The organism is Isoptericola sp. NPDC019571, assembly GCF_044389385.1.
Taxonomy (GTDB): domain Bacteria; phylum Actinomycetota; class Actinomycetes; order Actinomycetales; family Cellulomonadaceae; genus Isoptericola; species Isoptericola nanjingensis.
In genome coordinates, this window is record NZ_JBIRXZ010000003.1 from 301,881 (window position 1) to 323,657 (window position 21,777).

Consider the following 21,777-nt stretch of genomic DNA (forward strand, 5'->3'; position numbering starts at 1 on the left):
CCGGTCACGACCCGCGCCCATGACTTCCGGCACTCCTCGGCGCCCCGCCACCCCGGATAGCGTGGGTGCCGTGCGCCGGCTGGGACCCGAGGAGACGTCCGGGCTGACGACCCTCGTCGTCTGCCTGGCGATCGTCGTGCCCGTGCCCTTCGTGGCGGACCCGGACCGGATGCTCGTGCCGCTCCTCGCCTGGGTCCTGCTCGCCGCCGCCTGGTTCGCCACCACGGTGGTCACGGTCCTCGGCCCTCCGCGCACCCGACGCACCCTCGCGGCGCTCGCGGCCCAGACGCTCCTGGCCGGCGCGCTCGTGGTCACGGTGCCGGGGATCGGGTGGCTGCCGATCCTGCTGGTGTTCGGCGCGGCCGTGAGCACGTACGTCGCACCGGTGGGCGCGACGGTCGCCGTGATCGCCGTGAACACGGGTTCGCTGCTCCTGTCGTACCTGCTCGTTCCCGGCGAGGTCCGTGCGTTCGAGATCCTGCTCTCCCTGGGGCTCTACCTGCTGCTCCAGGTGGCGAGCGCGGCGATCAGCGTCGCGCTGCAGCGCGAGCAGCGGATGCGCACCGAGCTCACCGTCGCGCACGCCGAGCTCGCCGCCGCGGCCGTGCTCGGCGAAGAGGCCACCCGGGCGTCCGAGCGGCTGCGCATCTCCCGCGAGCTGCACGACCTCATCGGGCACCAGCTCACCGTGCTCACCCTCGAGCTGGAGTCGGCCGCCCACCTGCCGGGCGAGCGCGGGGCGGCGCACGTGGAGCGCGCCCGCACCGTGGCGCGCGAGCTGCTCGGCGACGTCCGCGCCACCGTGGGCGAGCTGCGGCGTCGCGCGCCCGACCTGCGCGACGCCCTGGACGCCGTCGCCGCGGCCGTCCCGTCGCCGCGGGTCGAGGTGCACGTCGCCGACGACGTCGTCGCGGACGAGGAGCAGACGGCCGCCCTGGTCCGCGTCACCCAGGAGGTCGTAACCAACGCCGTGCGGCACGCGGAGATGGCGACGGTGCTGCGGATCGAGGTCGCGGCGGACGACGACGGCGCGCTCACCCTGGTCGCCCGCGACGACGGCCTCACCTCGGGGCCGGTCAAGATCGGGCACGGGCTCGCGGGCATCGTCGAGCGGGCCGAGGCGCTGGGCGGCGGCGCGACCTTCGACGCGTCGGCGGGGTTCACGGTGCGGGCGCGCCTCGCCGCGCGGGCGGCGTCGTGACGGCGGACCCGGCGTCCGACGGGGGACGAGGCCGCGTGCGCCTCGTGCTCGCCGACGACCAGACGCTGGTGCGGCACGGCATCCGCAGCCTGCTGGAGATCGCGGGCGGCATCGACGTGGTCGCGGAGGCGGAGGACGGCGCGACGGCGGTCGACGCGGTCCGGGAGCACGAGCCCGACGTGCTGCTGCTCGACCTGCGGATGCCCGGCCGCGACGGGATCTGGGCACTGGAGACGCTGCGCGACGAAGGCGTGGAGGTCGCCGTCCTCGTCCTGACGACGTTCGACGACGACGCGCTGGTGCTGCGTGCGCTGCAGGCGGGGGCGCGCGGCTACCTGCTCAAGGACGTGACGCTGGAGCAGCTCGCGGACGCGGTGCGGACCCTGGCCGCGGGCGACACCCTGGTGCAGCCCGCGGTGACGGCTCGCCTGCTGCGGGCGGTCCGCTCGGGGCCCGCGCCGGCCGACATCGTCCCGGCGGAGCTCACCGGGCGGGAGCGGGAGGTGCTGCGCCTCATGGCGCAGGGGTGGTCGAACCGTGAGATCGCGGACGCCCTGTACCTGGCGGAGGGCACCGTGAAGAACCACGTGTCGAACGTGCTGCTCAAGCTCGGCGCGAAGGACCGCACCCGGGCGGTGCTCCTCGCGCTGCAGGGCGGCCTGCTGGCCTGAGGGTTTCGTCGCCGGTTTCTTCGCTGGCCGGACCGTGGCTGATACTCGACGCCGTGGAGATCCCCGTCGTCTGGTCCGTCGTCCTGCTCGTCGCCGCCCTGTGGAACCTGGCCGTGTGGCCGTCCTTCTGGCGCCGCGTGACGAAGGACCCCCGCGCCCGCGACGCCGCCGGCCGGCCCACCCGGTTCTTCACCGTGCACGCCGTGCTGGTGGGCGTGTCGATGCTGCTCGCCCTGCTCGTCGGCGTCGTCGGGGTCCTCGGCCTGGTCGGCTGACGCCCGGCCGGTCGGACCGGCCCGTCAGCAGGCGTCGTACCGCTCGACCAGGTGCTCGCGCCCGGCCGGCGGCTCGGACGGCTCGGGCCAGAGGTCGGTCACACGCCGGACCAGGCCGTCGTCGGAGACGTCGAGCCAGACGTTCGCGATCATCGGCTCGTCGCCCACGCGCGAGTCGAGCCACAGGGCGGCCCGGGCGCCGTCCGCGACCACGTGCCGCACGGCCAGGTGCCAGTCGCCGGGGTACTCCTGGTTGAAGCGGAGGTACGCGTCGCGGCCGCGGATCCGCTCGCGGCTCTGCGGCATCTCGTAGACGACGTCGGGGTCGAGGAGGGCGCCGAAGGCGGCCCAGTCGCGGCGCTCCAGCGTCGCGACATAGGCGTGCGCGACGTCGCGCGTCGTGGCGGTGTCCATGGCGAGACCGTAGGCGCGGCGTCCGACACCCGCCCGGCCAGCACCGGCGCACGCTGGCGGGGTGCGGCGGCTCGCGTGACGATGGTCACATGAGGGCGATCTGGAAGGGTGCCGTGACGTTCGGCCTCGTCAACGTGCCGGTCAAGCTATACAGCGCGACCGAGGACCACGACGTGCCGCTGCACCAGGTGCACGACGAGGACGGCGGGCGCATCCGCTACCGGCGCGTGTGCGAGCTGGACGGCGAGGAGGTGCCGTACCAGCACATCGACCGCGCCTACGACGACGGCGAGCGCACCGTGGTGCTCACCAAGGACGACTTTGCGGCGCTTCCGGCGGAGGCGAACCGGGAGATCGAGGTCGTCGAGTTCGTGCCGAGCGACCAGATCGACCCGATCATGCTCGACCGCACCTACTACCTGGAGCCGGACTCGAAGAGCCCCAAGGCGTACGTGCTGCTGCGCCGCACGCTGGAGGAGACGGACCGCACGGCGATCGTGAAGTTCGCGCTGCGCCAGCGCACCCGGCTGGCGGCGATGCGCGTGCGCGACGAGGTGCTGGTCATGCAGACCCTGCTGTGGGCGGACGAGGTGCGCGAGGCCGCGTTCCCCTCGCTGGACGGGTCCGTGACGGTGTCCGACAAGGAGCTGGCGATGTCCGGCCAGCTCGTGGCGAGCTACGAGGCCGACTTCGCGCCCGAGGAGTACGAGGACGAGTACCAGGTGCAGCTGCGCCAGCTCATCGACGCCAAGATCGAGCAGGGCGACGCGCTCGACACCTCCGAGACGTTCGGCGAGCAGCCCGAGAAGGAGGACGCCGACGTCATCGACCTCATGGAGGCGCTGCGCCGGAGCGTCTCGGGGTCGAAGGGCGGGTCGAAGGGCGAGGCCGAGGAGAAGGCTCCCGCGAAGAAGGCCCCGGCGAAGAAGGCTCCGGCGAAGAAGCCGGCGGCGAAGAAGGCTCCCGCGAAGAAGGCCCCGGCCAAGAAGGCGCCCGCGAAGAAGACGGCGGAGCGCAGGACGGGCTGAGCCGCCGGGTCACGCCGGAGCGCCCCCGGCGGGGGCGCGCACGGCGGCGATCTCGCGCACGAGGGTCAGCAGCTCGTCGATCTCGCGGTCGTCCGGGCCTGTCGCGCCGACGGAGGCGAGGGTGTACAGGCCCTCGCCCATGAGGGAGACGGCGCGCGCGAGGACGGGGTCCCCCAGCTCGTCCTGGACGGCGGCCGTCCAGGCGGTCTGGGCGTCGTCGAGGACGGCGCGGGCGCGCGGGGACGCGCCCTGCGCGACGCGCGACGCGGCGAGGTAGACGACCTCGAACTCGCCGCCGATGACGGTCGAGGTGCGCAGCAGGTAGTCCGTCGCGCCCTCGGGGGCGGTGCGCATGGCGTCGACGTCGGCGGCGGTGAGGACGGCCAGGTGGTCGAGCAGACCCTCGACGAGGGCGTCCTTGGAGGGGAAGTGGTAGAGCAGGCCGCCCTTGGACACGCCGGCCCGCTCGGCCACCGCGTCGAGCGTCGCGGCGCGCTCCCCGGACTCGACGAGGAGCTCGGCGAACGCGCGCAGGACCTTGGCTCGGGCGGCGGGAGCAGGAGGCATGTCGACAGCCTAGTGGCGAAGTGTTACTGTACCGGCTGGACGGTGCGGAAGTTCGGCATCACCATGTCGCCCCGGCCGTCCGCAGTGTGTGAAAGGCACCTCATGGCTCAGACCCAGGTGACGACGCACCCCACCTCCTCAGCCACGGACACGAGCCGTCTCGCCCCCGCGCGCCCCGCCGGGGCCGCGCGCCGCTGGGCGGCCCTCGCCGTGCTGATGCTGCCGGTGCTGCTCGTCTCGATCGACAACACGGTCCTCAGCTTCGCCCTGCCGCAGATCTCGGAGGCGCTGGCCCCCGGCGGCACGCAGCTGCTGTGGATCGTCGACGTGTACCCGCTCGTGCTCGCGGGGCTCCTCGTGCCGATGGGCTCCGTCGCGGACCGCGTCGGACGTCGCCGCCTGCTCCTGATCGGGGCCGTCGGCTTCGCCCTCGTGTCCGCGGTGGCGGCCTTCGCGCCGACTGCGGGTGCCCTGATCGCCGCCCGCGCCGGCCTCGGCTTCTTCGGGGCGATGCTCATGCCGTCCACGCTCTCGCTGCTGCGCAACGTGTTCACCGATCGCGACGAGCGTCGCCTCGCCATCGCGATCTGGGCCGCGGGCTTCGCCGCGGGCTCGGCCGTGGGGCCGATCGTCGGGGGGCTGCTGCTCGAGCACTTCTGGTGGGGCTCCGTGTTCCTCCTCGCGGTGCCGGTGCTGGCCCTGCTGCTCGTGCTCGCCCCGGTCTTCGTGCCGGAGTCGCGCGACCCCGCGCCGGGCCCGATCGACCCGGTGTCGATCGTCCTGGTCATGGCCGCGATGACCCCGGTGGTGTTCGGCATCAAGACGCTCGCCAAGGGCGCGCTGCCGTCCCTCGGGATCGCCGCGGTCGCCGTCGGGCTGCTCATGGGCGTGCTCTTCGTGCGGCGCCAGCTGCGCCGCCGGAACCCGATGCTCGACGTGCGGCTGTTCGCCGTGCCCGCGTTCACCGGCAGCGTGCTGGTGAACCTGCTGTCGGTGTTCTCGCTGGTCGGCTTCCTGTTCTTCGTGTCGCAGGACCTGCAGCTCGTCATCGGGCTCTCGCCGGTGCAGGCGGGCCTGGTGCTCCTGCCGGGCACCGTCGCGATGGTCGTCGCGGGGCTGGCCGTGGTGAAGGTCGTGCGTCGCGTGCGGCCCTCGCACGTCGTCGCCGCCGGGTTGGCCCTGTCCGCGGTCGGCTACCTCGTCACCGCGCTCGTCGCCGGGCGCGGGGAGGCCGGCTGGCTCGGGCTCGCGTTCGTCGTCCTGGCGATCGGCGTCGGCTCGGCCGAGACCGTGTCGAACGACCTCATCGTCTCGACGGTCCCCGCGGCCAAGGCGGGCGCGGCCTCGGCGATCTCCGAGACCGCGTACGAGGTCGGCGCGGTGCTGGGCACCGCCGTTCTCGGCGGGATCCTCACCGGGTCGTACCACGCGAACGTCGTCGTGCCGTCGGGCGTGCCCGCCGCGGACGCGGCGTCCGCAGCGGAGACGCTCGGTGGCGCGGCGAGCGTGGCGGCCGACCTGCCGGCCGGCCAGGCGCAGGCCCTCCTGGGCTCGGCGCACGCGGCGTTCGGCAGCGGCGTCGTCGTGACGTCCGCGATCGGCTTCGTCGCGGTCCTCGTCGCCGCGGGGATCGCGCTGACGATGCTGCGCGAGCGCGCCTGACGCCCGACGCCGTCCGTGAGGGCGGCGTCACACCCGCGACGGCGGCGCCACCGGCGAGGACGGTGGCGCCGCCGTCGTCGTTCGGCGAGGGTGGAGGCGATGAGCGACCAGCACGACGAGCCCACCCCGGCGAACACCCCTGCGGACACCTCTGCGGACACCTCGGCCGCTGCCACCGCGGACGCCCCGCCCGCCGCGGCCGTGGACACGGACGAGAGGCCGCCGGGCGGGCGGGGGCGCCGCGCGCGCAGGACGCCGCAGCGCTGGGTGCGCTGGACCCTCGCCGGGGTCACCGCAGCCGTCGCGTGCCTCGTCTTCGGGGTGAGCACGGCGACCGCGGAGCTCGGCTTCGGTCCCCACGAGGCCGTCTACTCCGTGACCAACGACAGCCTCGTCGTGGTCGACCTCGGCCCGCTCGGCACGCTGGAGATCGACTCGCCGCTCCCGCTCGGGCTCGGCGTGGACGTGGTGGTCAAGGAGATCCCCGCCGACCTGACGACGGTCGGCGCGGCCAACACGCTCACGGCCCTCAGCCAGGATCTCGAGAGCTACCTGCAGTTCTTCTCCAGCCCGGACGTCGCGGTACGCAGCGTCGCCCTCGCGCTGGTGGAGAACGCCCTGTGGCGCTCGCTGGGCGCCGCCGCGGCGCTGGTCGCGGTCGGGTTCGGGGTGCGCTGGCTGCTGGGGCCGGGGCGACGGCGCGAGCTCGCCGACGCGATGGCTCCCCGGACGGGCGAGATCACGGCGGGGGTGGCGGTCGTGGCCCTCGTCGTGACGACGGTGTCGTCCGGCGCGGCGGGCAGCACCGCCCAGGGTCAGCCCGCGTCGCCGGTGTTCGCCGGGACGGCGCTCGAGGGCGCGCGGATCACCGGGCGCCTCGCCGGCGTCATCGACACGTACGGCGGGCAGCTCGTCAAGCTGTACGAGGACAACGAGGAGTTCTACGCGAGCGCGGACGACGACCTGTCGGCCGCGTGGGACGCCCGGCTCGCGTCGGAGGCGGCCGCGTCCGCGACCGCGGCGGGCACCCAGTTCGCGTCCCCCGGCCCCGCCGAGCCCACCGCGCCGGTCGCGCCGCCCCGGGCCCTGCCCAGCGGCGGTCCGGAGGACGAGCCGGTCACCTTCGTCGTCATCTCCGACCTGCACTGCAACACGGGGATGACGCCGCTGATCCGCACGACGATCGAACGCTCCGGGGCCGACGTCGTGCTCAACGCGGGCGACACCACCATGAACGGCACCTCGGTGGAGAAGGTCTGCGTCGACTCGTTCGCCTCCGCCGTCCCGCGCGGCGTGCCGATGGTGGTGTCGGACGGCAACCACGACTCGCAGGTCACGTCCGACCAGGAGGCGGCGCACGGCCAGAAGATCCTGGACGGCCAGGTGCTCGACGTCGAGGGGGTGCGGATCCTCGGAGACCGGGACGCGCTCGAGACGCGCGTCGGCGTGGGCACGAACGTCGCGCGGGAGCGGACGCCGGAGCAGCAGTCGGAGGACCTCGCCGCGACCGCGTGCGAGGACCGCGACGGCGTCGACCTGCTGCTGATCCACACGCCGTCCGTGGGCCTCGACGCCCTCGAGACGGGGTGCGTGCCGTTCCAGGTGTCCGGACACACGCACAGCAGGTCCGGGCCGGAGCAGGTGGGGCAGGGCGTCCGGTACGTCAACGGGTCCACTGCCGGCGCGGCGCCGAACCAGCCGACCGTCGGGCCGCTGCACGGCACGGCCGAGATGACGGTGCTGCGGTTCGACCCCGCGACGCGGCGGATGATGGACGTGCAGGTCGTGAGCGTCACGCCCGACGGCACGGCGACGGTGGGGGAGCGCGAGCCGGTGCCCGACGTCGTGCCGCCGGCCGACGAAGCGCCCGGGCCGTAGGGACGGGCGCCCGGATAGGCTCGGACCGTGCCCGAACCCACCTCACCCACCCCCGCATCGCCCCCGCAGGCCGTCGACCCGGACGAGCTCACCCCCGTCGCCCAGGACTACCTCAAGGCGGTCTGGTCGGCGCAGGAGTGGTCGGACGAGAAGGTCACCACGGGGCTGCTGGCGGACCGGCTGGGCGTGGGGCCGTCCACCGTCTCCGAGACGGTGCGCCGCCTCACGACGCAGGGTCTGCTGGGCCACGAGCCCTACGGCGGGGTCTGGCTCACCGAGCTGGGGCGGCGCTACGCGCTCGTGATGGTGCGGCGGCACCGGCTGCTGGAGACGTGGCTGGTGCGCGACCTCGGCTACGCGTGGGACGAGGTGCACGACGAGGCCGAGGTGCTGGAGCACGCGGTGTCCGACCGGCTCGTCGAGCGCATCTCCGCGCGGCTCGGCCACCCGGAGCGCGACCCGCACGGCGACCCGATCCCGTTCGCCGACGGGCGCGTGGTGCGCCCGGAGGCGGTGCCGCTGGTGGACCTCGAGGCCGGGGCCGGGGGAGTGGTCGCCCGGATCTCCGACGCCGACCCCGAGGCGCTGCGGTACCTCGCGGACCTCGGCATCGACCTGGACCTGCCGGTGCGGCTGACGTCGCGGCGGGAGTTCGCCGGGACGGTCGGCGTGGCGTGGGAGGCGGACGGGCGCGAGGTCGGCGTCGACCTCGGGCTGCTGGCGGCGTCGCGCATCTGGGTGGTGCGCGCGTAGGCTGTCCCGGTTCCCCGACGACGTGAGCGCTGGACGGCGCACCGTCGTCGACGCCTCGTCTCGAAACGATTCGAGCATCCCGGTGCCCGACCCGACTCCCGAGGAGAGGCGAGTGACCTCGACGACCACGCCCGCGAGCGGCGCCACGGCCCGCACCGGCCGCGCACCCGGCCCCGAGCACGTCGGGGCCGCGCTGTTCGCGCTCGCCGTCGGCGGGTTCACGATCGGCACCACCGAGTTCGCCACGATGGGCCTGCTGCCGCAGATCGGCGCCGACCTCGGCGTCAGCGACCCGGTCGTCGGGTACGCGATCACCGCGTACGCCGTCGGCGTCGTGGTCGGCGCGCCGCTGCTGACCGTCGCCGCCGCGCGCATGTCCCGCAAGCGGCTGCTGCTGTGCCTCATGGGCTTCTACACGGTGGCCAACGTGCTGTCGGCGGCCGCGCCAGGGATCGAGAGCCTCGTCGTGGGGCGGTTCCTCGCCGGGTTGCCGCACGGCGCGTTCTTCGGCGTCGGGGCGGCGGTCGGCGCCGCGGTGGCCGGGCCGGGGCGCCGCGGCCACGCCGTCTCGATGATGATGACCGGCCTGACGATCGCGAACGTCGTCGGGGTGCCGCTGTCCACGGCCGTGGGGCAGAACATGGGCTGGCGCGTCGCGTTCGTCGTCATGGGGGCCCTGGGCGCCGTGACGCTGCTGGGGGTCTGGCGCTTCGTCCCCGAGCACGGGCCGGTGGACTCCAGCGTCCGGCAGGAGCTGTCCACCCTGCGCAACGGCCCGCTGTGGATCTCGTTCGCGGCCGGCGCCATCGGGTTCGGCGGCCTGTTCGCCGTCTACACCTACGTCGCGCCGACCGTCACCAAGGTGGCGGGGATGTCCGAGAGCGCGGTGCCGTGGGTGCTCGCGGTCTTCGGCGTCGGCATGACCGTCGGCACGCTGCTCGGCGGCAGGTTGGTGGACCGCAACGTGCTGCGCACCGTGATCGGCGGGTTCGTCGCGACCGCGCTGTCGCTGGTGCTGTTCGCGCTGGTCGGAACGTCGCCCGTGCCCGCCGTCGTCGGGCTGTTCCTGCTGGCCGTCACCTCGCAGACCCTCGGCCTGGCGATGCAGACGCGACTGATGGACCTCTCGCCGCGGGCGCAGTCCCTTGGCGCGGCCCTGTGCCACTCCGCCCTCAACATCGGCAACGCGAGCGGCGCCTTCTTCGGGGGCCTCGTCATCGCCGCCGGCTACGGGTACCTTGCGCCGGCATGGGTGGGGCTCGCGCTCACCCTGGTGGGCCTGGCGATGGTGCTGGCGTTCGGCCGTCAGCGCGTGGCGCACTCGGGCTGACCTGCGTGGCGGCGGCCGCCGGCGGGCCGGGCCCCCAGGAACGTGCGGTACGGTCGCGCCCGTGAGCCCGAGCGTGCGCGACGAGACCCACGACACCCCCGACGACGCCGCGGGGGAGGCTGCGCTCGTGCCCGGCCCGCGCGGCCTGACCGCCCGCACGTACGGCGTGCTGCTGACCGTGCTGGGCGGGGTCGGCTTCGGGGCGGCGTCGTGGCTGGCGATCGAGGAGTACCTCAAGCTGCTGGACCCGAACCGGGTGACGAGCTGCAGCTTCAACGTCTTCCTCGACTGCGGCGTCGCGATGGCGTCCTGGCAGGGCACCCTGCTCGGCTTCCCGAACCCCTACATCGGGGTCGCGGCGTTCCCCGTGGTGATCACGACCGGCGTGGTGCTGCTCGTGGGCGCCCGGCTGCCGCGGTGGTACCACCGGTCGCTGCTCGCGGTGACGGTGCTCGCCCAGCTGCTGATCTTCTTCCTCATGTGGTCGAGCTTCTACGCGCTGGTCCGGCTGTGCCCGGCCTGCATGGTCGTCTGGACGATCCTGTGGCCGCTGCTGTGGTTCCAGGTCGTGCACGCCGTGCAGGAGCGCCACCTGCCCGCGAGCGACGGGCTGCGACGCGCCGTCGTGCGCAACCGCGGACTGGTCCTGATCATCGGGTACGTCGTCGCCGTCGGCTGGCTGCTGCTGGCCGTCGGAGGTCCGCTCGTCGAGTCGTTCGGGGTGTGAAAACAGGGCCGGGGCCTGCGGCCCCGGCCGGTAGACTCGCCGGGTGAGCACGCCCGACACCGCACCCTCCCGATCCGAGGCGCCGACCGCGCCTTCCCACGAGCCCACCCACCGCTACACGCCGGCCCTCGCGCAGCAGATCGAGGAGCGCTGGCAGGACCTCTGGGAGGAGCGGGGCACCTTCTGGGCGGCCAACCCGAACGGTGCGCTGACGGACGGCGACGGCGCGCACGGCACGGGCCAGCCGTTCTTCATCATGGACATGTTCCCGTACCCCTCCGGGGCGGGGCTGCACGTCGGGCACCCGCTGGGCTACATCGCCACCGACGTCGTCGGCCGCTTCCGCATGATGTGCGGCGACAACGTGCTGCACGCGCTGGGCTACGACGCGTTCGGCCTGCCCGCCGAGCAGTACGCGGTGCAGACGGGTCAGCACCCGCGCACCACCACCGAGCAGAACATCGTCACCATGAAGCGCCAGCTGCGCCGTATGGGCCTGGCGCACGACTCGCGGCGCACGTTCGCGACGATCGACCCCGAGTACGTGCGCTGGACGCAGTGGATCTTCCTGCAGATCTTCGACTCCTGGTACGACGCCGAGGCCGACGGCGGTAAGGGCCGTGCGCGACGCATCTCCGAGCTGGAGGCCGAGTACGCCTCGGGCGAGCGCGCGCTGCCCGACGGCAGGTCGTGGGACGCGCTCTCCGACGACGAGCGGCGCGACGTGCTGGACGCGCAGCGCCTGGCCTACGTCGACGAGTCGCCCGTGAACTGGGCGCCCGGCCTGGGCACGGTGCTCGCCAACGAGGAGGTCACGGCCGACGGCCGCTCCGAGCGCGGCAACATGCCCGTCTTCCAGAAGTCCCTGCGGCAGTGGAAGATGCGGATCACCGCCTACGCGGACCGTCTGACCGACGACCTGGAGCTCATCGACTGGCCGGAGAAGGTCAAGTCGATGCAGCGCAACTGGATCGGCCGCTCCACCGGCGCGAACGTCCGGTTCGACGTCGTCGGCACCGCCGACTACGACGCGGCCGGCGCGGGCGCGCAGGTCGAGGTGTTCACCACCCGCCCGGACACGCTGTTCGGCGCGACCTTCATGGTCGTGGCGCCCGAGCACCCGCTGCTGGACGAGGTCCCCGCCGCGTGGCCCGACGGCACGCGCGACGTCTGGACCGGCGGGCACGCGACGCCCGTCGAGGCCGTCGCCGCGTACCGGCGCGAGGCCGCCGCGAAGACCGCCGTCGAGCGGCAGGCCGACGCCGGCAAGAAGACCGGCGTCTTCACCGGGCACCTGGCGATCAACCCCGTCAGCGGCGCGACGGTCCCGGTGTTCACCGCCGACTACGTGCTGATGGGCTACGGCACCGGCGCGATCATGGCGGTGCCCGGCGGCGACCAGCGCGACTTCGACTTCGCCGAGGCGTTCGAGCTGCCCGTCATCCGCACCGTCGAGCCCGCGGACGGCCTGCCGGACGACTTCGCCGGCGCGTACACGGGTGACGGCGTGGCGGTGAACTCGTCGAACGACGAGATCAGCCTGGACGGCCTGGGTGTGGCCGAGGCCAAGGAGAAGATCGTCGAGTGGCTGAGCGCCCGCGGCGCCGGCGAGGGGACGACCACGTACCGCCTGCGCGACTGGCTGTTCAGCCGGCAGCGCTACTGGGGCGAGCCGTTCCCGATCCTGTGGGACGAGAACGACCGACCGGTCGCGATCCCGGCCGACCTGCTGCCCGTCGACCTGCCCGACGTCCCGGACTACGCGCCGCGCACCTTCGAGCCCGACGACGCCGACTCGTCGCCCGAGGCCCCGCTGGGTCGCAACGACGAGTGGGTGCACGTCACCCTGGACCTGGGCGACGGGCCGAAGCGGTACCGCCGCGACACCAACACGATGCCCAACTGGGCCGGGTCGTGCTGGTACTACCTGCGCTACCTGGACCCCACGGACTCGACCGACGGCCCCGCGAAGGGCACCGCGGTCGTCGACCCGGAGCTCGAGTCGTACTGGATGGGCCCGAAGCACAACGCGACGTCCGGTCCCGCCGGTGGCGTCGACCTGTACGTCGGCGGCGTCGAGCACGCGGTGCTGCACCTGCTGTACGCGCGCTTCTGGCACAAGGTGCTGCTGGACCTGGGCTACGTGTCCTCGCTGGAGCCGTTCGGCAAGCTGTTCAACCAGGGGTACATCCAGGCGTACGCCTACACCGACGCCCGCGGCGCCTACGTGCCCGCCGGAGAGGTCGAGGGCGACGAGCAGGCCGGCTTCACGTACCGCGGCGAGCCCGTGAACCGCGAGTACGGGAAGATGGGCAAGTCCCTGAAGAACGTCGTCACGCCGGACGAGATGTACGAGCAGTACGGCGCCGACACGTTCCGCGTGTACGAGATGTCGATGGGCCCGCTGGACCTGTCGCGTCCCTGGGAGACGCGCGCCGTCGTCGGCTCGCAGCGCTTCCTGCAGCGGCTGTGGCGCAACGTCGTGGACGAGGAGACGGGCGGGCTCGTCGCCACCGACGACGAGCCCGACACCGCCACGCTGCGCGCGATGCACCGGGCGATCGCGGACGTGCGGGTCGAGATGGAGCACATGCGGCCCAACACGGCGATCGCGAAGCTCATCACGTACAACAACCACCTCACCTCCCTGGACCGGGTGCCGCGCGCGGCGGTCGAGCCGCTGGTGCTGATGGTCGCGCCCATCGCCCCGCACATCGCGGAGGAGCTGTGGCAGCGGCTCGGTCACGACGGCTCGCTGGCGCGCGAGCCGTTCCCGACCGCCGACGAGCAGTACCTCGTCGAGGACACGGTGACGTGCGTCGTGCAGGTCAAGGGCAAGGTGCGCGGCCGCCTCGAGGTGGCGCCGTCCATCTCGGACGCCGATCTGGAGGCCGCCGCCCTGGCGGAGCCGAACGTGGTCCGCGCCATCGACGGCGCGCCGGTGCGCAAGGTGATCGTGCGCGCGCCGAAGCTCGTCAACATCGTCGTCTGAGTTGGCGACCGTCCGCCTCGAGGGCGCCCTGGCACGCAGCCGGGGCGCCTTCGGCACGCCCTCGCTCGCCCTCCTGCACCGCAAGGAGGGGCCGCTGGTCGTCGCCCTGCTGTCGCTGATCTTCACACCCGGTCGGGCCACCGTGCCGACCGAGCAGATGCACGTGGAGGTCGAGGACCTGCTCGCCGAGGCGCGGGCCGCCGGCCACGAGGTGCCCGACGACGCGGCCCGCGCGCTGTGCTCGCGCTGGGTGGCGGGCCGCTGGCTGGTGCGGGCGCTCGACGACGACGGTGTCGAGCAGTACCAGGTCAGCTCGCACGCGGCGGAGGCGCTCGCGTTCGTCGACCGCACGCAGGGGGCGCGGGCCCTCGTGAGCGAGTCGCGCATCCGCACGCTCCTCGTGGCCCTGGACGGGCTCGCGCGCGACGCCCGGCCCGACCGCGAGTCGCAGCAGCGGGCGCTGCGGGAGCAGGTCGCCCGCGCCCGCGACGAGATCGCCGAGGCGGAGGCCGAGCTGGCCCGGCTCGACGCCGGCGGCGCCGTGGTGCAGGCGCCCACGGACCGGCTGGTCGAGCAGTTCGACAACGTGGCCGCGCTGGTGCGCGAGCTGCCCGCCGACTTCGCCCGCGTGGCGGAGTCGATCGCCGAGCTGCAGCGCAGCATCGTCACCAGCCTGCGCCAGGACGAACGGCCCACCGGCGAGGTGCTCGGCGCCTACCTGGAGGCCTCCGACTCGCTCATGGAGCGCACGCCCGAGGGGCGCGCCTTCTCCGGGGCGATGGAGCTGCTGCGCGACCCGCGGCTGCTCGGTCAGGTCGACGAGCGGGTCCGGGCGGTGCTCGCGCACCCGTTCGCGGCGGACCTGCCGGCCGACCGCCGGGAGTCCGTGCGCGCGCTGTACTCCCAGCTCCTGGCCGCCGTCGACGGCGTGCTCGACGCGCAGGCGCGCGCCTCCCGCACCATCACGCAACAGCTCACGGTGCACAACCCCCTGCGGGACCGCGAGCTGGACGGCGCGCTGCGCGAGGCGACCGCGGCCATGGCGGAGTGGTTCCCGACGTCGGGCCGGGCCGCGCGCGTGGAGCCGCTGCGCTGGCTGGAGCGGGCGCGCCTCGGTCGCTTCCGCGCCCAGCTGCACGACCTGCGCCCCGACACGCCGCCGGACGCGCTCGCCGACCTCGACGACCCGGGTCACGACGCCGGGGCCGCGCCCGGTGAGGTCCTGGGCGGACTGCGCGGCATGGGCGGCCCGCGCTACGAGGAGACCGGCGCCCACGCCGCCCGGGTGCTGCGCGAGCGCGGGGGCGCCACGGCGGACGAGCTGTTCGCCGCCGGACCGACCGAGCTGCGCCGCCCCGTCGAGCTGCTGGGCTACCTGGAGCTGGCGTCGCCGGACGCGCTCGACGAGGCCCTCGGTGACGACGACGGCATCGGCGACGTGCCGGCGGCCCGGCTGCGCCGCGTGACGGCCGTGCGCGCCGACGGCAGCACGCGCGACCTGGTGCTGCCGCGGGTGGGCCTCGCCGTACCCGACGCCGTACCCGACGACGCGCCCGACGACCGGACTGACGAGGAGGACGCATGACCGACACCACGACGGCGCCTGCGGAGCACGCGGCCGAGACCGACGCCGCGGCGGGCGGCGCGCCCTTCGTCGAGGTGCCCGCGCTGGCCGACGACGACGCGGCGCTGTTCGCCGGTGACACGGGCGTGCTCCCGTACGAGGCCCGTCGCGCGCTGGCGCTGGTGCTGCAGCGGCGGTACCTGTCGGCGGCCGCGCACCCCGGCGAGTGGAAGGCGCTGCTCGCGCACCAGAACGTGCTCGCCTCGCGCTGCCACGACCTGTTCGTCGAGCTCGTCGTCGATCGCGACTACGAGATCGCGTACAAGCGGCAGGTCCGGGAGGCCGGGCTGAGCATCCCGGTGCTCCTCAAGGACGAGCCGTACAAGCGGGTCGAGACGCTGCTCATGCTGTTCGCGCGCAACCGGTTCCGGCAGGAGCAGGGCGCGGGGGAGCGCGCGGCGCACGTCGACGCCGAGGAGCTGGTCGACTACGCGCTCGGCTTCCTCGCCGCGGACGAGACGAACCTGGCCGCGCGCCGGCGCGAGGTCGACAACGCGATCGCCACCCTCGTGCGCGAGCACGTGCTCGACGAGGTCGCCGAGGGCCGCTACCGCGTGCAGCCGGTCGTGGAGATCCTGCTCCCGGTGGAGCGCCTGCGAGAGCTGACCGCATGGTTGCGCTCGCCGTCGACCGAGCCGCCCACGGCCGCCGACCACGACGACGAGACCGAGCCGGTCGACGAGGACGAGGAGTCGCGCGCATGACGATCACGAGCGACCCGGCGGAGCAGGTCGTCGCGCCCCGCATGCAGCAGTCGCTGTTCGGGCTGATCCCGACGGCGTCGGACGGTCGGCAGTGGACTGCGCGCTCGATGCAGCTGGTGAGCTGGGGTGGCTACCACGGCTACCACGAGGTGCGGTTCGCGGGCACGACGACGCTGCTCACGGGCGCGTCCGGCTCCGGCAAGTCGACCCTGCTCGACGCGTACATCGCGCTCATGATGAGCCACACGACGCCGTTCAACGGCGCGTCGAACACGGCCACCAGCGGGCGGGCGCGCGGGCAGGAGCAGCGCAACGTCGTCTCCTACGCGCGCGGCAAGCTCGACGAGGAGCGCACCGCAGGGTCGGCGCGCGCCAAGGACCGCGTGCTGCGCGGCGAGACGTCGGACACCTGGTCGGCGATCGCGATGACCTGGTCGTCCCAGGCGGGCGAGCGGTTCACGGCGCTGCGCGCCTGGTACGTGCCGCGCGGTGCGCAGCGCACGGACGAGACGGTGGCCGTGCGCGCCGTCGTCGACGCGGACTTCAGCCTGCGCGACCTCGAGCCGCTCGCGGCCCAGCGCTTCGGCAAGGCGGGGCTCACCGCGGCGGGGCTGACGTCGTTCGACACGGACAAGGCGTTCGCCACGCGCCTGCACGCCGCGCTGGGCATCGGCGCGGCGGGCGACGGCGAGAAGGCGATGCAGCTGCTCGGCCGCATCCAGGCCGGCCAGCAGATCACCACGGTCGACTCGCTCTACAAGGCGATGGTGCTCGAGGAGCCCGAGACGATCCGCGTGGCCGAGCGCGCCGTCGAGCACTTCGACGAGCTCAGCGAGGTGCGCGCCGAGATGGACACGGCGCAGCGGCAGGTGGACGTGCTGCGCCCGATGCTGGAGCACCGCGCGGCGGTCGACGACGCCGTCGCGTCCGCACGGCTCGTGGACGCCCTCGGGCCCGACGGCGGCGCTGGTGGAGGCGAGCCCGGGGCGGTCACGCCGTTCACGGCGTGGCGCGACCGCACCCAGCTCGACCTGCTGCGTGCGGGCGAGGCGGAGAACCGGGCCCAGCACAAGGCAGCGGCCGAGCGGGTCGCCGTGGCCGAGGAACGGCTCGCCGCCGCCCAGGGCGAGCTGGAGCAGGTGCGCGCCGACCAGCGCCGCAACGGGGGCGACGCCATCGAGGCCGCGGAGCGCGACGTGCGCGCGGCCGAGCAGCGGCTGGCCGAGACCCGGCGCGCCCGCGCCGAGCTGGACGGCCACCTGGCGCCGCTGGAGCGGGAGGCCTCGTCGCGCCGGGAGCTGGACGCCCTGCACGCCGACGCCCGCCGGTACCTCGACGAGCGCGACACCCACACGGACGCGCTGTCGGAGGCGGTGGTCGAGGCCTCCGCGCGCGAGAAGGAGGCGATGCGTGCCCTGGCCGAGCTCGAGCGCGAGGAGGCGTCCCTCAAGGCGCGCCGCGGCAACGTGCCGCGCGAGCTGCACGAGGCGCGCGAGGCGCTCGCACGGGCCGCCGGCCTGCGCCCCGACGACGTGCCGTTCGTGGGCGAGCTGCTCGAGGTGCGCGGGGAGTACGAGCCGTGGCGCGACGCGATCGGCCTGGCGCTCGGAGGCTTCGCCGTCACGGTGCTCGTCGACGAGACGCGCCTGGACGCGTTCCGCGCCGCGATCGACGCCGTCCGCTCGCCGGTGCGCGTGCGGTTCGAGGGAGTGCCCACCGGGCAGGCGCTGCACGAGGAGGCCGACCGGACCCTCCTCCCGGGGAGGCTGGAGGTCAAGGCCGGGCCGTTCGGCGGCTGGCTCGCGGGGCGCCTCGCGGAGCGGTTCGCCTACGTGTGCGTGGACGACCCCACGGAGCTCGCCCGGCACGACCTGGCGCTCGCCCGGTCCGGGCAGACGTCGGAGGGGCGGCGGGGCGCGCACGGCGGCCAGGGCCGGGCGTCCGTGCTGGGGTTCAGCAACCACCGGCGCCTCGAGCAGCTCGCGGAGCAGATCGCCGCGGCGCACCAGGAGCTGCGCCAGGCCTCGGAGGCGCTCGCCGGCGCCCGGCTGCGGCAGAAGGGCGAGGCCGACCACTTCGTCGCGTACAGCCACGCGCTGCGGGCCGCCTGGGACGACCTCGACGTGCGCGGGGCGGAGGCCCGGCTCGGTGAGCGGCAGGAGCGGCACGAGGCGCTGGTCGCGGGCTCGGACGTGCTGCGCGCGCTCAAGGCGGACGAGGACGCCCTGCGCGCCGGCGTCGACGAGCTGTACCGGGAGCGGGCCGCTGCGCAGCAGCGCGTCACCGAGCTCGGCGCGGCGTGGGAGCAGCTCAGCGACCAGGTGGACCAGGTCGCGGACGCCGTCGAGCGTGCCGACGACGAGGGCGTCGAGCCCACGCCGGAGCAGGAGCGGCGCCTGGCCGGTCTGATGGCGCAGGTCGGCTGGTCGGGGGTGGCGGGCACCTCGGGCAGCGGCCTGGCGGACCTCACCACGGCCGTGGCCGCCGTCGTGCGCGAGCTGCACCACCAGCGCGAGTCGGCGCAGGAGACGGAGCGTGCCGCACGCGCGGCCCTCGCCGCCCTCTTCGAGCGGTTCAACGACACCTGGCCCGACCCGAACCGCAGCGCCGACCCCGACGGCGCGTACGCCGACTTCCTGCGGATCTACGAGGAGCTGGAGTACCAGCAGCTGTACCGGCTGCGCGACAGGTGGTCGGCGCACCTGCGCCAGATGTCCGGCGACCAGCTCACGCGGCTCAACAACGGCATCGCGCAGGCGGTGGCGGAGATCCGTGACCGCATGGAGCCCGTCAACGCGATCCTCGCCACGCTCCCGTTCCGCGACGACGCGCACCGGCTGCGCATCACCGCGACCCCGGTCGAGGCCTCCGACGTCGTCTCGTTCCGGCGCCGGCTGCGCGAGCTCGCCACCGCCCCGGCGGGCGACGTCCCCCTCGCCGAGCACGAGCGTCGGTACGAGCGGATGCGCAGGCTGATCGACCGCATCCGTCCCGACAGCCCCGAGCGCCGGCGCCTGGTGGACGTGCGCGAGCACGTGCGGGTCAGCGCCGAGTGCGTGGACCTCGAGGGCAACCACGTGAGCGTCTACGACCACATCGCCGGCAAGTCCGGTGGCGAGTCGCAGGAGCTCGTCGCGTTCATCGTCGGCGCCGCCCTGCGCTACCAGCTCGGCGACGCCGGGGCGGAGCGCCCCCGGTACGCGCCGGTCTTCCTCGATGAGGCGTTCATCAAGGCCGACGCCCGGTTCGCCGGCCGTGCCGTGGGCGCGTGGCGCGGGCTGGGCTTCCAGCTCGTCGTGGGCGCGCCGCTGGACAAGGTCAGCGCGCTGGAGCCGCACGCCGACGTCGTGCTGCAGGCGATCAAGGACGCGACCGGCCGGTCGCGGCTGGTGACGCTCGTGGGGGAGTGACGGACGGGTCGGTGTCGGGCCGAGCCGACCGCACCCGGGCTGTGTACTGTCGTGACGTGACCGAGACCACGCCTCTGATCACCAGCCCGGAGCCGACCGTCGAGGGGTTCGTGCGCGAGTACCTGCACGAGCTGAACTTCAGCCAGGGCACGATCCTGGAACGGGCGACGGACAACGACCGGTACCTCGCGCTCGCGCGCACGGTGCGGCACTACCTGATGTCACGGTGGATGCAGACCACGGTGAGCCAGTACCGCACGCAGGCGAAGGCGGTGGCCTACCTGTCGGCGGAGTACCTCCTGGGCCGCCAGCTCGACAACGCGCTCATCGCGACCGGGCTGGAGGAGGTCGCCGCCGAGGCGCTCGCGAGCCTGGGGCTCGACCTCGACGAGCTGCGCGAGGTGGAGGTGGAGCCCGGCCTCGGCAACGGCGGGCTCGGCCGGCTGGCGGCCTGCTTCGTCGACTCGCTGGCGACGATGAGCGTGCCCGCGATCGGGTACGGCATCCGGTACGAGTACGGCATCTTCCGGCAGACGTTCTCGGACGGCCGCCAGGTGGAGGAGCCGGACACCTGGCTCGACAACGGCGACCCGTGGGAGTTCGCCCACCCCGAGCACGAGGTCACGGTCGGCTTCGGCGGGCACACGGAGAGGTACACGGACGACGACGGCCGCGAGCGCTCGCGCTGGGTGCCGGGCTGGCAGGTGCTGGGCGTCCCGTACAACTCGATGGTGCCGGGCTACCGGAACGGGCGCGTCAACACGCTCCGGCTGTGGAGCGCGCGCGCCACCCACGCGTTCGACCTCAAGATCTTCAACTACGGCGACTACGCCGAGGCCGTGCGCTCCCAGACGTTCGCCGAGAACATCTCCAAGGTGCTCTACCCGGAGGACTCCACGCCGCAGGGCAAGGAGCTGCGGCTGCAGCAGCAGTACTTCTTCGTGGCCTGCTCGATCCGCGACTTCCTCGACCAGCTGCTGCCGCCGGACTTCGACCTGCACGACCTGCCCGAGCGCATCGTCTTCCAGCTCAACGACACCCACCCCGTCATCGCGATCCCGGAGCTCATGCGGATCCTGGTGGACGAGCGCGGCTTCGAGTGGGACGACGCCTGGCAGGTGACGCAGCGCTGCTTCGCCTACACGTGCCACACGCTGCTGCCGGAGGCGTTGGAGGTATGGCCGGTCGAGCTGGTCGGGCGGCTGCTGCCCCGGCACCTGGAGATCATCTACCGCATCAACGACGAGTTCCTCGCCCAGGTGCGCGAGCGCTCGGGCGGGAACGAGCTGCTGGTGCGGCGCATGTCGATCATCGCCGAGCACCCCGAGCGGTCGGTGCGGATGGCGTTCCTCGCGACGGTCGGCGGGTCGAAGGTGAACGGCGTCGCCGAGCTGCACTCGCAGCTGCTGCGCGACAAGGTGCTCGCCGACTTCGCCGACTTCTGGCCGGAGAAGTTCACGAACGTCACCAACGGCGTCACCCCGCGCCGGTTCGTAAAGCTGGCGAACCCGGGGCTGTCGGGGCTCGTCACGGAGGCCATCGGCGACGGCTGGGTCACCGACCTCGACCGGCTGCGCGAGCTCGAGCCCTTCGCCGACGACGCCGAGTTCCGCCGCCGGTTCCGGGAGGTCAAGGCCGCGAACAAGGACCGGCTGGTCTCCTTCCTCGCGGCGCGCGACGGCATCACGATCGACCCGGGCACGATGCTCGACGTCATGGTCAAGCGGCTGCACGAGTACAAGCGCCAGCTGCTCAAGCTGCTGCACGTCGTGACGCTCTACGACCGCCTCACGTCCGGGGAGCTGGAGCTCGGCGACGTGACGCCGCGCACCGTCGTCTTCGGCGCGAAGGCCGCCCCCGGCTACGTGATGGCGAAGGAGATCATCGCGCTCATCAACCACGTGGGCGCCGTGGTCGCGGCCCACCCCGACGTGTCCCGGGTGCTGCGCATCGCGTTCCCGGCGAACTACAACGTCACGGTCGCCGAGACCCTGATCCCGGCGGCCGACCTGTCGGAGCAGATCTCGCTGGCCGGCAAGGAGGCGTCCGGCACCGGGAACATGAAGTTCGCGCTCAACGGCGCGCTCACCATCGGCACCGACGACGGCGCGAACGTCGAGATCCGGAGGCTCGTCGGCGACGAGAACTTCTTCCTGTTCGGCCTGACGGAGCCGGAGGCGAGCGCCGTCGCGGAGGCCGGCTACCGGCCCTCGACGTACTACGAGGAGAACTCGTCGCTGCGCCGGGCCCTGGACCTGGTCGCGCGCGGCACGTTCTCCGGCGGCGACGCCTCGGTCTTCGAGCCGATCGTGTCCAACCTGCTCACCGAGGACCGCTTCATGGTGCTCGCGGACTACCAGGCGTACCTCGACGCGCAGGAGCGGGTGGAGCGCGCGTACGCGGACCCGGACGCCTGGAGCCGGTCGGCCGTGCTCAACGTGGCGCGCTCGGGCTTCTTCTCCTCGGACCGCTCTGTGCGCGACTACCTCGACCGCATCTGGCACGCCGCGCCCCTGACAGCCGACTGACCGCCGTCCCGGA

At 73.8% G+C, this 21,777-nt stretch carries 16 protein-coding genes; 14 read left to right on the top strand and 2 right to left on the bottom strand.

The features are described 5' to 3' along the window. The first annotated feature begins 70 nt into the window (after nucleotides 1-70). The 3 genes from ACH443_RS07185 to ACH443_RS07195 are packed head-to-tail and all read left to right on the top strand — an operon-like array spanning nucleotide 71 to nucleotide 2,147. Nucleotides 71-1,201, top strand: coding sequence for a sensor histidine kinase (locus tag ACH443_RS07185; protein WP_430589905.1), 1,131 nt, complete (start codon nucleotides 71-73; stop codon nucleotides 1,199-1,201). Nucleotides 1,202-1,236: 35 nt separating this feature from the next. Continuing rightward, the gene (locus ACH443_RS07190) at nucleotides 1,237-1,872 is read left to right on the top strand and encodes a response regulator (RefSeq protein ID WP_430589906.1); all 636 of its coding nucleotides are present in this window, start codon (nucleotides 1,237-1,239) and stop codon (nucleotides 1,870-1,872) included. A gap of 53 nt (nucleotides 1,873-1,925) precedes the next feature. Beyond that, nucleotides 1,926-2,147, top strand: a complete 222-nt coding sequence (locus ACH443_RS07195) for an SCO4848 family membrane protein (RefSeq protein WP_430548008.1) — start codon at nucleotides 1,926-1,928, stop codon at nucleotides 2,145-2,147. Nucleotides 2,148-2,171: 24 nt separating this feature from the next. Here ACH443_RS07195 and ACH443_RS07200 read toward each other — a convergent pair whose 3' ends face one another. Beyond that, nucleotides 2,172-2,561: a nuclear transport factor 2 family protein gene (locus tag ACH443_RS07200; protein ID WP_430557449.1), complete on the bottom strand. Its 390-nt coding sequence runs from the start codon at nucleotides 2,559-2,561 to the stop codon at nucleotides 2,172-2,174. A gap of 89 nt (nucleotides 2,562-2,650) precedes the next feature. Between ACH443_RS07200 and ACH443_RS07205 the strand changes: the two genes are divergently transcribed. Continuing rightward, entirely contained in the window at nucleotides 2,651-3,589 is a 939-nt protein-coding gene (locus ACH443_RS07205) for a Ku protein (RefSeq protein ID WP_429764091.1), read from the top strand. Between the two features lie 9 nt (nucleotides 3,590-3,598). Here ACH443_RS07205 and ACH443_RS07210 read toward each other — a convergent pair whose 3' ends face one another. After that, nucleotides 3,599-4,156: a TetR/AcrR family transcriptional regulator gene (locus ACH443_RS07210; protein ID WP_429764092.1), complete on the bottom strand. Its 558-nt coding sequence runs from the start codon at nucleotides 4,154-4,156 to the stop codon at nucleotides 3,599-3,601. Between the two features lie 102 nt (nucleotides 4,157-4,258). Here ACH443_RS07210 and ACH443_RS07215 point away from each other — a divergent pair, with 102 nt between their 5' ends. From ACH443_RS07215 to ACH443_RS07260, 10 genes are all read left to right on the top strand, one after another. After that, on the top strand, nucleotides 4,259-5,818 hold the full coding sequence (locus ACH443_RS07215; protein WP_429764093.1) for an MFS transporter: 1,560 nt from the start codon (nucleotides 4,259-4,261) through the stop codon (nucleotides 5,816-5,818). A gap of 99 nt (nucleotides 5,819-5,917) precedes the next feature. Then, nucleotides 5,918-7,696 carry a metallophosphoesterase family protein gene (locus ACH443_RS07220; RefSeq protein ID WP_429764094.1) on the top strand — a complete coding sequence of 593 codons (1,779 nt, stop codon included), beginning with the start codon at nucleotides 5,918-5,920 and terminating at the stop codon, nucleotides 7,694-7,696. A 27-nt stretch (nucleotides 7,697-7,723) separates the two neighbouring features. Then, nucleotides 7,724-8,449, top strand: coding sequence for a metal-dependent transcriptional regulator (locus tag ACH443_RS07225; protein WP_429764095.1), 726 nt, complete (start codon nucleotides 7,724-7,726; stop codon nucleotides 8,447-8,449). 112 nt (nucleotides 8,450-8,561) lie between these two features. Beyond that, nucleotides 8,562-9,779, top strand: a complete 1,218-nt coding sequence (locus ACH443_RS07230; RefSeq protein ID WP_429764096.1) for an MFS transporter — start codon at nucleotides 8,562-8,564, stop codon at nucleotides 9,777-9,779. Nucleotides 9,780-9,840: 61 nt separating this feature from the next. Then, nucleotides 9,841-10,506 carry a vitamin K epoxide reductase family protein gene (locus tag ACH443_RS07235; protein WP_430589907.1) on the top strand — a complete coding sequence of 222 codons (666 nt, stop codon included), beginning with the start codon at nucleotides 9,841-9,843 and terminating at the stop codon, nucleotides 10,504-10,506. A gap of 43 nt (nucleotides 10,507-10,549) precedes the next feature. Continuing rightward, nucleotides 10,550-13,498, top strand: coding sequence for a leucine--tRNA ligase (gene leuS / locus ACH443_RS07240; protein ID WP_430589908.1), 2,949 nt, complete (start codon nucleotides 10,550-10,552; stop codon nucleotides 13,496-13,498). A 1-nt stretch (nucleotide 13,499) separates the two neighbouring features. Beyond that, nucleotides 13,500-15,083: a DUF3375 family protein gene (locus tag ACH443_RS07245; protein WP_430589909.1), complete on the top strand. Its 1,584-nt coding sequence runs from the start codon at nucleotides 13,500-13,502 to the stop codon at nucleotides 15,081-15,083. Then, on the top strand, nucleotides 15,080-15,826 hold the full coding sequence (locus tag ACH443_RS07250; RefSeq protein WP_430589910.1) for a DUF4194 domain-containing protein: 747 nt from the start codon (nucleotides 15,080-15,082) through the stop codon (nucleotides 15,824-15,826). The genes ACH443_RS07245 and ACH443_RS07250 overlap by 4 nt, the downstream gene beginning before the upstream one ends. After that, a complete protein-coding gene (locus tag ACH443_RS07255) occupies nucleotides 15,823-19,236 on the top strand; it encodes an ATP-binding protein (RefSeq protein ID WP_430589911.1) in 3,414 nt (1,137 codons plus the stop codon). The genes ACH443_RS07250 and ACH443_RS07255 overlap by 4 nt, the downstream gene beginning before the upstream one ends. A gap of 56 nt (nucleotides 19,237-19,292) precedes the next feature. Beyond that, nucleotides 19,293-21,764, top strand: a complete 2,472-nt coding sequence (locus ACH443_RS07260; RefSeq protein WP_430589912.1) for a glycogen/starch/alpha-glucan phosphorylase — start codon at nucleotides 19,293-19,295, stop codon at nucleotides 21,762-21,764. Nucleotides 21,765-21,777 lie beyond the last annotated feature (13 nt).

Coding starts and splice junctions, on each gene's coding strand:
- ACH443_RS07220 (WP_429764094.1), top strand. CDS start 5,918: ATGAGCGACCAGCACGACGAGCCCACCCCGGCGAACACCCCTGCGGAC.
- ACH443_RS07200 (WP_430557449.1), bottom strand. CDS start 2,561: ATGGACACCGCCACGACGCGCGACGTCGCGCACGCCTATGTCGCGACG.
- ACH443_RS07210 (WP_429764092.1), bottom strand. CDS start 4,156: ATGCCTCCTGCTCCCGCCGCCCGAGCCAAGGTCCTGCGCGCGTTCGCC.
- ACH443_RS07250 (WP_430589910.1), top strand. CDS start 15,080: ATGACCGACACCACGACGGCGCCTGCGGAGCACGCGGCCGAGACCGAC.
- ACH443_RS07215 (WP_429764093.1), top strand. CDS start 4,259: ATGGCTCAGACCCAGGTGACGACGCACCCCACCTCCTCAGCCACGGAC.
- ACH443_RS07255 (WP_430589911.1), top strand. CDS start 15,823: ATGACGATCACGAGCGACCCGGCGGAGCAGGTCGTCGCGCCCCGCATG.
- ACH443_RS07205 (WP_429764091.1), top strand. CDS start 2,651: ATGAGGGCGATCTGGAAGGGTGCCGTGACGTTCGGCCTCGTCAACGTG.